The 12,018-nt window shown below is 53.5% G+C and carries 10 protein-coding genes; 7 read left to right on the top strand and 3 right to left on the bottom strand.

Going from position 1 to position 12,018, the window contains the following annotated elements:
• The first annotated feature begins 19 nt into the window (after positions 1 to 19).
• Positions 20 to 799 (top strand): 4,5-DOPA dioxygenase extradiol, encoded by a 780-nt coding sequence (gene ygiD, locus U868_RS0113840; RefSeq protein ID WP_025153805.1) that lies wholly within the window; start codon positions 20 to 22, stop codon positions 797 to 799.
• A gap of 76 nt (positions 800 to 875) precedes the next feature.
• Here the strand turns inward: ygiD and U868_RS0113835 are convergent, their stop codons facing one another.
• The 3 genes from U868_RS0113835 to tolC all read right to left on the bottom strand — a co-directional run bounded on the left by U868_RS0113835 (position 876) and on the right by tolC (position 4,383).
• On the bottom strand, positions 876 to 2,036 hold the full coding sequence (locus U868_RS0113835) for a glutathionylspermidine synthase family protein (RefSeq protein ID WP_025153804.1): 1,161 nt from the start codon (positions 2,034 to 2,036) through the stop codon (positions 876 to 878).
• A gap of 5 nt (positions 2,037 to 2,041) precedes the next feature.
• Positions 2,042 to 2,707, bottom strand: a complete 666-nt coding sequence (locus U868_RS0113830; protein ID WP_025153803.1) for a DUF1190 family protein — start codon at positions 2,705 to 2,707, stop codon at positions 2,042 to 2,044.
• Positions 2,708 to 3,018: 311 nt separating this feature from the next.
• The gene (tolC, locus tag U868_RS0113825) at positions 3,019 to 4,383 is read right to left on the bottom strand and encodes an outer membrane channel protein TolC (protein WP_025153802.1); all 1,365 of its coding nucleotides are present in this window, start codon (positions 4,381 to 4,383) and stop codon (positions 3,019 to 3,021) included.
• Between the two features lie 219 nt (positions 4,384 to 4,602).
• On the opposite strand from tolC, the gene nudF reads away from it, so the two are divergent.
• The 6 genes from nudF to U868_RS0113795 all read left to right on the top strand — a co-directional run bounded on the left by nudF (position 4,603) and on the right by U868_RS0113795 (position 11,882).
• Positions 4,603 to 5,241, top strand: coding sequence for an ADP-ribose diphosphatase (nudF, locus tag U868_RS0113820; protein ID WP_025153801.1), 639 nt, complete (start codon positions 4,603 to 4,605; stop codon positions 5,239 to 5,241).
• Between the two features lie 108 nt (positions 5,242 to 5,349).
• The gene (gene cpdA / locus U868_RS0113815) at positions 5,350 to 6,183 is read left to right on the top strand and encodes a 3',5'-cyclic-AMP phosphodiesterase (RefSeq protein ID WP_025153800.1); all 834 of its coding nucleotides are present in this window, start codon (positions 5,350 to 5,352) and stop codon (positions 6,181 to 6,183) included.
• The gene (gene yqiA / locus U868_RS0113810) at positions 6,183 to 6,761 is read left to right on the top strand and encodes an esterase YqiA (RefSeq protein ID WP_025153799.1); all 579 of its coding nucleotides are present in this window, start codon (positions 6,183 to 6,185) and stop codon (positions 6,759 to 6,761) included. Before cpdA ends, yqiA begins: the two co-directional genes overlap by 1 nt.
• 95 nt (positions 6,762 to 6,856) lie before the next feature.
• Positions 6,857 to 8,752, top strand: coding sequence for a DNA topoisomerase IV subunit B (parE, locus tag U868_RS0113805; protein ID WP_025153798.1), 1,896 nt, complete (start codon positions 6,857 to 6,859; stop codon positions 8,750 to 8,752).
• A 42-nt stretch (positions 8,753 to 8,794) separates the two neighbouring features.
• Entirely contained in the window at positions 8,795 to 11,056 is a 2,262-nt protein-coding gene (parC, locus tag U868_RS0113800) for a DNA topoisomerase IV subunit A (RefSeq protein WP_025153797.1), read from the top strand.
• 79 nt (positions 11,057 to 11,135) lie between these two features.
• The gene (locus U868_RS0113795; RefSeq protein ID WP_025153796.1) at positions 11,136 to 11,882 is read left to right on the top strand and encodes a 1-acylglycerol-3-phosphate O-acyltransferase; all 747 of its coding nucleotides are present in this window, start codon (positions 11,136 to 11,138) and stop codon (positions 11,880 to 11,882) included.
• The last annotated feature ends 136 nt before the right edge of the window (positions 11,883 to 12,018 follow it).

Below are 12,018 nucleotides of genomic sequence, written 5' to 3'. Positions count from 1 at the left end.
TTTTTGTGTGAGGTCAGCAATGAAACGATTACCGGCTCTGTTTGCGGGTCACGGCAGCCCGATGAATGTCCTGGAAACCAACCGTTATACCGAAACCTGGCGGCAGCTGGGAGAACACATGCCGCGTCCGTCAGCCATTCTGGTGATTTCCGCGCACTGGTATACGCAGGGGTCGTGGCTGACATCCGCTGCCCATCCGCGCACCATCCATGATTTTCGCGGTTTTCCGCCTGCGCTGCATGAGACGGAATATCCGGCTCCCGGATCCTCTGCGCTGGTGGCACGGGTAAAAGATCTGCTCAGTGATGATAATATCGGGGAAGATCACGGCGAATGGGGGTTAGATCACGGCAGCTGGGGGATCTTAGTGAAAATGTATCCGGATGCGGATATCCCGGTGGTACAGCTCAGCCTCGACGGCAGCAAACCGGCACAGTGGCATTATGACACCGGCCGTAAGCTGGCGGCACTGCGCGATGAAGGTGTGCTGGTGCTCGGCAGCGGCAATGTGGTGCATAATCTGCGTGAGATGGACTGGCAGAATGCACAGGCCGAACCGTATCCGTGGGCAGTGAGTTTTAATAATTTCGTGCGTGATAATCTGGAAAGTGACACCCGGCCGCATCCGCTGGTGAATGCACTTGAGCGCGAAGACGGCAAGCGGTCAAATCCGTCACCGGAGCACTATCTGCCGCTGCTCTATATTCTCGGTATGCGGCAGGGCAGTGAGCCTGTCACCGTGCCGGTGGATGGCATTGAATCCGGTTCACTGAGTATGCTGACGGTGAAAGTCGGCTGACGATGTCTTTTCGTTATAAAAAATCCCCGCGATACCGGATATCGCGGGGATTTTTGTATCAGTCAGAGACTATTCGTCAGTCAATAATGACATGCGGATAGAAACGGGAGAGATCCTGGGTGATAAGCTCTTTATCTTCACGGATGCAGATCCCGGCAGATTCATCATTCACCAGCCAGCTGCCCACAAGGGTATAGCTGTCGCCGAATTTCGGCAGAGGATGGAACTGCTGGACAATCATACCTTCTTCACCGTAAGGGCCATCCGCGGCAGCAATTTCTTTGCCGTTTTCGATAATACGGATATTGGCACCTTCGCGGGAGAACAGCGGTTTGATGACGTAGCTCTCCATTTCCGGATACGGTTTATCCGCAAAATAGGCAGGCAACAGGTTCGGGTGATCCGGGAACATTTCCCACAGCACCGGCAGCAGTGCTTTGTTGGAGATGATGCTCTTCCAGGCCGGTTCCAGCCAGCGTACACCGGCATCTGCCAGCTTGGTGGAGAAAATCTCCCGCATCATAAATTCCCACGGATAGAGTTTAAACATGTTGCTGATAACCTGATCCTGAAGATCAGTAAACTCACCGCGATCGCCCAGCCCGATATCTTCGATAAACAGAAAATCAGTGGTGATACCGGCTTCCTGTGCGCAGTCCTGTAAATACTGGATAGTACCGCGATCTTCCACGGAATCCTGACAGCATGCCATGTGCAGATAACGGAACCCGTACTCTTCCGCCAGCATCCCGAAACGCTCAATCAGCTTTTCCTGGATGGCGTTGAACTGATCGGCATTTTCCGGCAGGTTACCGGCGGCAATCTGGTCTTCCAGCCAGATCCACTGGAAGAAAGCGGATTCATACAGCGATGTCGGCGTATCCGCATTATTTTCCAGTAATTTCGGCGGGTTAACGCCGTCATAGGCCAGATCCAGACGTGAATAAAGTGACGGCTGGCGGGTTGCCCATGACTCACGCACGAAATCCCAGCAGTGTTTCGGGATTTGGAAACGGGTCATCAGCTCGTCACTTTGTGTGACCTTATCCACCACCTGAAGACACATCTGATGCAGTTCGCTGGTCACTTCCTCGATTTCATCGATTTGTGCCATCGTAAACTGATAACAGGCATCTTCCGACCAGTACGGCTCGTCGTACATGGTATGAAAATGGAAGCCGAATTCTTCGGCTTTCCCGCGCCAGTCAGGGCGCTCGCTAATCGCTGTACGTTTCATGTAAATCAGCCGCCCATTGAACGGGAGGATGAGCTGCTGCCGGATGAGCGCTGCATGGTGTTCTGTTTCGCCACGCTGTCACCGAAGCCACCGCGTGTGGTGGTGGTTGTGGTGGCCGGTTTTGGTGCCATGGCGGTTTTCGGTACCGTCATGGAGCGCCCGCCGGTGGCAGAGCCGTAGTTCTTGCCGGTGGCATCAACAAATTTACCGTTGGCCGGGCTTGCCGGGTTACGGGAAGTGAACAGCGGCTGCGAGTTTGCGGCACCGCCACCCATCATACGGCCCATCATATAACCGGCCATCAGCGGCATCCAGAAGCTGCCGGAGGCCTGGGCAGGCTGCTGCTGGCTGTTGTTTGCCAGCTCTGTTGGTGCCTGAGTACACTGTGCTTCGCCGAATTCCGCCACACAATCTTCGCGGGTGGCATATTTCGGTGCGGTTTTTGCCGCCTCTTCCAGTGCGTTGTTATAGGCAGTGGTACATGCACCGGCGTGTGCCGGGTTCTCGGCGGAGCACTGCTCTGCGGTGGTGTAGAGCGCAACGGTTTCATCGGCTTCATCGCAGGCGGTTAACATCAGAACAGCGCCGACAGCAGCCGCAACAGGTGCCAGGCGGTACTGACGCCAGGTTTTGCGGAAAGCATCGCGGTTAATATTTTTGGTGCGTTTCATTGTCATCGTCGTTATATCCGGAAACGGTTTTATGGGGAGGTAATATCTGTCTAGGATAGGGGAAAATTGTGTTAAATTAAAGTAATAATCGGCTTTTTGCGTCTGATGTCAATTAAATCAGATTAACAGAAAAAAAAGATACCGGTATGGCGGTATTTTTACGGATAAAGTACACATTACGGGGGTAATTATATTGCGGCTTCCGGTATATAACCTGATATTTCACTGCCCGGCAGAAGTATTATCCGTAAAAACAGCAAAAACATATAAAAACCCGCCGAAGGCGGGTTTTTATCATCACAATACGAAAATCAGCGGGTGGTCGGCGCCACGGAAGCCGGTGATGTGGAAATGGTTTTACCCAGCACCTGGTTGAGACGCAGGATATCGTCTTCATTCAGTGTACCGCGTGCCTGACCGATATAAAGCTGGTTAATCAGATAGTCATAACGGGCATTGGACAGGCTTTTCTTCGCTTCATACAGGGTAGTGGTGGCGTTCAGCACATCCACAATCGTACGCGTACCCACCTGATAACCGGCTTCGGTTGCATTGAGTGAGCTTTCCGCAGAGGTCACAACCTGTTTGTAGGCGTTCACGCTGCTGATTGAGGCGTTGATATTGTTGTAAGAAGAACGGGTGGTCTGAACAACCTGACGCAGTGTCGCTTCCAGTTTTTCGCTGGCGGCGGTATAGCCGTACTGAGCCTGATCAACCTGTGATGACACAGCACCACCGGTGTACAGCGGGATACTGACATTCACACCGATGGTGCTCTGGCCTGCATAGCTGTTATCCGGACGGCCGTTAGGGTAGCCGTTGCCGCTGTAATCGGTGTTGGTTACGCCTGTGCCGGCACTCAGGTTCACAGTCGGATAGTGACCGGATTCTGCCAGGCTGATTTGCTCTTTCGCCAGGTTACGGCTCAGTGTGGCACCCAGCAGGTTCAGGTTACGTTCCTGTGCTTCTTTCAGCAGTGCTTCGATGGCATCCGGGGCATTGGTTTTAAAGCGGTTAACATCCAGCGAGGCTAATTCGCTGTAATAAATACCACTCACCTGACGCAGTGCTTCAATAGCGTTTTCGACATCATTACGGCCTGCCACTTCCTGAGCCAGAACACTGTCGTAGTTAGCGCGGGCGTTCTGTACGTCAGTAATGGCGACCAGACCGACATTAAAACGCTGAGTGGTCTGATCCAGCTGACGGTAGACCGCTTCTTTCTGTGCCTGTATGAAGGACAGGGTATCCAGCGCGCGCAGAACATTAAAGTAAGCAACGGCGGTATCCACAATCAGCTGCTGCTGGGCACTCTGGAATGTGATATCGCTGATCCCGGCATTCTGTTCCTGCAGGTTCAGCTGGCGCCATTTGCTCATGTCAAAAATTGTCTGAGTCAGTTTCAGCTGTGCATTCAGTGCATTATTACTCTGGTTACTGTTATCACGGTAACCGGTGTTATAGTCATAACCCCCGCTTAAACCTAACTGCGGCAGTAACGGACTGCGGGCTTCGTTAATTTTTTCAAACGCCTGGTTACGTTCAGCCTGAGTCTGACGGAGGGTCGGGTTGGTCTCTTTCGCTTTTTGATAAACCTGAAGGAGGTCTTCAGCCTGGGTGACAGAGCTGAAACCTGCCACACTCACAGCAATGAGAAGAGAAAGCAGTTTCTTCATTAGGATTCCTTTTTGCACAGCGCTAATCTGTCAGTTGCCTCACGGGAAGCACCAAATGGCTTTAATTCTAGCAGAGTCCGCTCGCTAATAAAGGTAGCCGTTTGTGCCTTCCGGGTTAAATTAGCTTAACTTTACCTCAACGGGATGAAAATTTCTTTATCTCAGCAGAGGAAAAAGGTCATTATCACTGATAATTGATGTATTGGCGGAGAAAATAGTATGAAACGCACATCCGGATTACCTTTTGCGTTCAGCAGCGATGACGTGGAGATTATCAGTCAGAAAACCCTGTTTTCAGGATTTTTTAAGATTAATGAATACCGTTTCCGGCACCGGTTATTTGAGGGCGGCTGGAGCCCGGAAATCCGCCGCGAAGTATTCGAACGGGGAAATGCCGGCGTCATTTTGCCGTATGACCCGGTTCGTGATGAAGTTGTGCTGATTGAACAGATTCGTCTGCCCGCCATTGAAAGCAGCCAGACCCCCTGGCTGCTGGAAGCGGTGGCCGGGATGATCGATAAAAGCGGGGAATCCGCTGAAGATGTGGTGCGGCGTGAAGCGGAAGAGGAAGCAGGGCTGAAAATCGGCCGCTGCACCTTCGCGCTGAGCTATCTTTCAAGCCCGGGCGGGACATCCGAGCGGATGTATGTGTATATCGGCGAGGCAGATACCGCGGCGGCAGGCGGGGTTCACGGGCTGGCGCAGGAGAATGAGGACATCCGTGTTCATGTGGTCAGCCGTGAGCAGGCGTATGAATGGGTTGAAAAAGGTGTGATCGACAACGCAGCAACTGTCATTGCAATTCAGTGGCTTACACTGCACTATGAACGTATACGCACAACATGGCGGGATAAATAATCCGGATTTTTTTATACGCAACCGGGGAATTGTGTGCGGGATTGCAGATCTTCTTCGCCGAAACACGTTATCATTATATGTTAGTTATTAAAATAACAAGGACATCGATTGGAAACCCCGTTGCACTTGCCCGTGGCTGACGGCGCTGCGGTCAGAATTTTACAGATTACCGATACGCATCTTTTTGCCGGTGAAACAGACACGCTGCTGGGCATTAATACTCTGCACAGTTACCACGCCGTGCTTGATGCTATCGTAAAACAGCAGTTACCGGCTGACCTGATTGTTGCCACCGGTGATCTGGTTCAGGACCAGAGCACCCGGGCCTATCAGCGGTTTACGGACGGTATTGCCCGTTTACCGGCGCCGTGTGTCTGGCTGCCGGGGAATCATGATTATCAGCCGTCGATGGCACAGGAACTGGCCGCCGCCGGTATCTCCTCCTCCAAGCAGGTGCTGTTCGGGGATCAGTGGCAGATCCTGCTGCTCGACAGCCAGGTTCAGGGCGTGCCGCACGGCGAACTGAGTGACGACCAGCTTATCTGGCTGGATAACTGCCTGGCGCGGCAGCCTGACCGCCATACCGTTGTTATGCTGCATCACCATCCGCTGGCATCCGGCTGTACCTGGCTTGATCAGCACAGTCTGCGCAACTCGCATATGCTGGCTGAGGTTCTGACCCGTTATCAGAATATTGAAGGCATTTTGTGCGGACATATTCACCAGGATATGGATGTGATGTGGAATGGCATCCGTATGCTGGCCACGCCGTCAACCTGTGTCCAGTTTAAACCGCACTGCACTAATTTTACGCTGGATACCGCAGCGCCGGGCTGGCGTTATCTGGAACTGACCACCGGTGATAATCCGTCGCTGACGACACAGCTGTTCCGGCTCGATACGGATGAATTCAGCCCCGATCTGGGTTCGGACGGTTACTGATGGCAACGCTCCTTTATCTGCACGGCTTCAACAGTTCCCCGCTGTCAGAAAAAGGGACGATGCTGAAAGCGTGGCTGGCAGAGCACCATCCGGCGATCCGGATGTTACAGCCGCAGATCCCCTGCTATCCGGATGACGCCGCACTGTTTCTGGAAGATCTGATGAACTCGCTGGCCGGTGAAAACACCGGCATTGTCGGGTCGTCGCTGGGCGGGTATTTTGCCCTCTGGCTGTCACAGGCGTTTGATGTCCCAGCGGTGGTGGTCAATCCGGCAGTGTATCCGTTTGATCTGCTTCAGGATTATCTCGGGGAGAATGAAAACCCCTATACCGGCGAGCGTTATACCCTCGAACCGCACCATATGCAGGATTTACGGGCGATCTTTGCCGATCCCGTTGAATCACCTGATTTGATCTGGTTATTGCAGCAGACCGGCGATGAAGTGCTGGATTACCGTCAGGCGGTCACCCATCTGGTGGCATGCAAACAGACGATTGAATCCGGCGGAAACCACGCATTTACCGGATTTCAGCGCTATTTTCCGCAGATAATTGAGTTCCTCGGCCTCGGCCATTAATGAAAAATCGTATTTAAATTTATCCGGGACTGGTATTATCGCCAGTATCATTCACGTATTTTGTTTATTTTTTAGCGAAAAACCGATAATCCAACATGACGCAATCATCTTATAACGCAGAGGATATTGAAGTCCTCAGTGGTTTGGAGCCTGTCCGCCGCCGTCCGGGTATGTACACGGACACGATGCGGCCGAATCACCTTGCTCAGGAAGTTATCGACAACAGCGTCGATGAAGCTTTAGCCGGTCACGCTAAATCTGTCGAAGTCATTTTGCATAAAGATCAGTCTGTTGAAGTGATTGACAACGGGCGCGGGATGCCGGTGGATATGCACCCGGAAGAAAAAGTCTCTGCGGTCGAACTGATCATGACCCGCCTGCATGCCGGGGGGAAGTTCTCCAATAAAAACTATCAGTTTTCCGGTGGTCTTCACGGGGTAGGTATTTCCGTGGTCAATGCGTTGTCAAAACGCACCGAAGTGACTGTCCGCCGTGACGGACAGGTTTATCAGATTGCCTTTGAAAATGGTGACAAAGTCAGTGAACTGGCTGTCATCGGGCAGTGCGGCAAACGCAACACCGGTACCAGTGTGCATTTCTGGCCGGATGAGCAGTTTTTTGACAGTCCGCGCTTCTCTGTTTCCCGGCTGGTGCATCTGCTGAAAGCCAAAGCGGTGTTGTGCCCGGGGGTTGAGATCCTTTTCAAAGATAATGTGAACGAGACCGAACAGCGCTGGTGCTATCAGGATGGTCTGACCGATTACCTGATGGAAAACGTCAACGGCCTGGTGACCCTGCCGGAAGCGGCGTTTACCGGCAAACATGCCGGGGACAATGAAGAGGTGGACTGGGCGCTGCTGTGGCTGCCGGAAGGCGGCGAACTGCTGACCGAAAGCTACGTCAACCTGATCCCGACCCCGCTGGGCGGTACTCATGCCAATGGCCTGCGCCAGGGGCTGCTTGACGGCATCCGCGAGTTCTGTGAATTCCGTAATATTCTGCCGCGCGGCGTGAAGTTATCCGCTGATGACATCTGGGAGCGCTGTGCGTATGTGCTCTCCGTGAAGATGCAGGATCCGCAGTTTGCCGGTCAGACCAAAGAACGTCTGTCATCACGTCAGTGCGCGGCATTTGTCAGCGGCGTGGTGAAGGATGCCTTCAGTTTGTGGCTCAATCAGAATGTGCAGGCTGCGGAACAGCTGGCGGAAATGGCGATTGCCAGCGCCCAGCGCCGTCTGCGGGCCGCGAAAAAAGTGGTGCGCAAAAAACTGACGTCAGGCCCGGCACTACCGGGAAAACTGGCGGACTGTTCATCCCAGGATCTGAATCAGACCGAACTGTTTCTGGTGGAAGGGGACTCAGCGGGCGGCTCTGCCAAACAGGCACGTGACCGAGAATTCCAGGCCATCATGCCGCTGCGCGGTAAGATACTGAATACCTGGGAAGTGTCGTCTGATGAAGTGCTGGCGTCTCAGGAAGTGCATGATATTTCCGTGGCCATCGGTATCGATCCGGACAGTGACGATTTAAGCACCCTGCGTTACGGCAAAATCTGTATCCTCGCGGATGCGGACTCGGACGGGCTGCATATCGCCACCCTGCTGTGCGCTCTGTTTGTGCGTCACTTCCCGGCGCTGGTGAAAGCCGGTCATGTCTATATGGCTATGCCGCCGCTCTATCGTATCGACCTCGGCAAAGAGGTGCATTACGCCCTCGATGAAAACGAGAAAAATGCGATTCTGGATAAATTAAGCCGCAAGCGCGGCAAACCGAATGTGCAGCGTTTTAAAGGGCTGGGGGAAATGAATCCCGGTCAGTTGCGTGAAACGACCCTGGATCCGAATACCCGGCGTCTGGTACAGCTCACTATCAGTGAGGAAAACTATCAGGAAACGATGTCGGTGATGGATATGCTCCTCGGCAAGAAACGAGCGGAAGACCGCCGTAACTGGTTGCAGGAAAAGGGTGATCGGGTGGAATTGGATGTGTGATGTCACCCCGTGACGGCACAAAAGGTCAGAGGAACAGAGTGAATGAGTGAAATAACTCATGACGGTGTGGAGCGCCAGGCGCTGCATAATTTTACAGAGAATGCCTACCTCAACTATTCCATGTACGTCATCATGGACAGGGCACTCCCTTTTATCGGCGACGGGTTAAAACCGGTTCAGCGGCGTATCGTGTATGCCATGTCTGAACTGGGGTTAAGCAACTCCGCCAAATACAAAAAATCCGCCCGTACTGTCGGTGACGTGCTGGGTAAATACCATCCGCACGGCGACAGCGCCTGTTATGAGGCGATGGTACTGATGGCGCAGCCGTTCTCTTACCGCTACCCGCTGGTGGACGGACAGGGGAACTGGGGGGCACCGGATGATCCGAAATCCTTCGCCGCCATGCGTTATACCGAATCGCGCCTGTCAAAATATGCGGAAGTGCTGCTCAGTGAACTGGGACACGGCACTGCAGACTGGGTGCCGAACTTTGACGGTACGATGCAGGAGCCGAAAATGTTACCGGCGCGCCTGCCGAACATTCTGCTCAACGGTACCACCGGGATCGCAGTCGGTATGGCAACGGATATTCCGCCGCACAACGCCCGTGAAGTAACCGGTGCCCTGCTGGCGCTGATCGACAAGCCGTCTCTGTCCCTCGAAGAGGTGATGGCGTTTATCCCCGGCCCTGATTACCCGACAGAAGCGGAAATCATCACCGGACCGGAAGATATCCGTAAGATCTATAAATCCGGCCGCGGCTCTGTGCGTATGCGCGCCGTGTGGACAATTGAGGACGGTAATGCGGTGATCACCGCACTGCCGCACCAGGTTTCCGGCGCGAAAGTGCTGGAGCAGATAGCGGCACAGATGCGGGCGAAAAAGCTGCCGATGGTCGAAGATCTGCGCGATGAGTCGGATCACGAAAACCCGACCCGGCTGGTGGTTGTACCGCGCAGTAACCGGATCGATCTTGATCAGGTGATGACTCACCTGTTTGCGACCACGGATCTGGAAAGAAGCTACCGCATCAACCTGAATATGATCGGCCTGGACGGACGTCCTGCGGTTAAAGGGCTGGTTGAGATCCTTAATGAGTGGCTGGTTTACCGCCGCGAAACGGTGCGCCGCCGCCTGAATCACCGGCTGGAAAAAGTGCTGCGCCGTCTGCATATTCTCGATGGTTTGTTGCTCGCATATCTCAACATTGATGAAGTGATTGACATCATCCGTTCGGAAGATGAGCCGAAACCGGTACTGATGGATCGCTTCGGGCTGAGCGATACTCAGGCGGAAGCCATCCTCGAACTGAAATTACGCCATTTAGCCAAACTCGAAGAGATGAAAATCCGCGGCGAGCAGGATGAGCTGGCGAAAGAGCGTGATAAATTACAGGCAATCCTCGGCTCTGAGCGTCGTATGAACACGCTGCTGAAAAAAGAGCTTGAGGAAGACGCCAGACAGTACGGTGACGATCGCCGCTCCCCGCTCAATGAGCGCGAAGAAGCGAAAGCCATGAGCGACCATGACATTCTGCCGTCCGAGCCGCTGACCGTTGTGCTGTCACAGATGGGCTGGGTGCGCAGCGCCAAAGGCCATGATATCGACCCGTCAGGTATGAACTACAAAGCGGGTGATGCGTTCCTCGGTGCGGCACGGGGTAAAAGTAATCAGCCGGTGGTATTCCTTGATTCCACCGGACGCAGTTACTCGCTCGATCCGCTGGAGCTGCCGGGCGCGCGTGGTCAGGGCGAGCCGCTGACCGGTAAGCTGACACCGCCGCCGGGGGCTGTGTTTGAACAGGTGCTGATGAACGATGAAAATCAGAAGTACCTGATGGCCTCGGATGCCGGTTACGGATTTATCTGTACCTTCAGTGACCTGGTCGCGAAAAACAAAGCCGGGAAAGTGCTGATCACGCTGCCGGATAACGCAAAAGTCATGACACCGATTGAGGTGAATGATGAGGAGAACGATCTCCTGCTGGCAGTATCGCAGGAAGGGCGGATGCTGCTGTTCCCTGTCGGTGACCTGCCGCAGTTGTCAAAAGGGAAGGGGAATAAGATTATCTCCATTACCTCTGCGGCGGCGGCGGCCGGGGAAGACGGTTTGGCACATCTGTTTGTGATCCGCCCGGATGCCAGTGTGACACTGCATTTCGGCAAGCGTAAACTGACGCTGCGTCCGGAAGAGCTGCAAAAATTCCGTGCTGAGCGCGGACGCCGTGGTACGGCGCTGCCGCGCGGCATGCAGAAGAAGATCGAACGGATTGATATTTCTGAACCGGAGCCGAAGGCGTAATATCCGGTATTAACAGCGATACTATTCACGGGGCAATGATTGCCCCGCTTTTCTTAAAAGGCCATTTTGCGGGGGACGCATGTTAGCCATTTTACGTATTATCATCGTTATTATTTATTGTATTGCCGGCAGCCTGGCCGGTATCCTGATCTGCCTGACCAGCCCGCGTAACCCGAAGCATGTGATGACCTTCGGGCGCATGTACGGCAAGCTTTCTTATGTTTTCGGCATCAAAATGGTGTACCGCATTCCGGAAGAAGCCAAACACTACGGTTCCTGTGTATATGTGGGTAACCATCAGAACAACTATGACATGATCACCATGTCGAATGCGGTGCAGCCGCGCACGGTGACTGTCGGAAAGCGCAGCCTGATTTGGATCCCGTTTTTCGGGCAGCTGTACTGGATTTCGGGGAATATCCTGATCGACCGGAGCAATCGCAGCAAAGCGCATAACACCATTACCCAGGTGGCGGATCAGATCAAAAAGCGTAATATCTCTGTCTGGATGTTCCCGGAAGGCACACGCAGCCGGGGCCGCGGTATGCTGCCGTTTAAAACCGGTGCTTTCCACGCTGCAATGGCTGCCGGTGTGCCGGTGGTGCCGGTGTGTGTGTCCACCACTCAGGGACGCATCAAACTGAACCGCTGGAATAACGGTGTGGTGATTGTGGATATGCTGCCGCCGGTTGATACCTCAAAATACAGCCGTGAACAGGTGCGTGAACTGGCTGAAGACTGCCGCCAGATGATGATCAAACGTATCGCGGAGCTGGATAAGGAAGTGATTGAAATGGAAAAACAAAAGGGCTGTAAAGACGCTTAATTTCCGTGATTGTCACGCCCGTTATACAATAGCAGTCTTATTATTTTGCAACTTATCATAGATAAGTTTAGGAATTGCTCTTCATCCGCTATATCATACGCTTAACACTCCGTTGTTAAGCGTATGCCCTTCATGA

The sequence above is a fragment of the Morganella morganii H1r genome, from assembly GCF_000633515.1.
Lineage (GTDB): Bacteria > Pseudomonadota > Gammaproteobacteria > Enterobacterales > Enterobacteriaceae > Morganella > Morganella morganii_B.
Note: the sequence above shows the minus strand (reverse complement) of the source record. Positions and strands in the feature narration are given on the sequence as shown.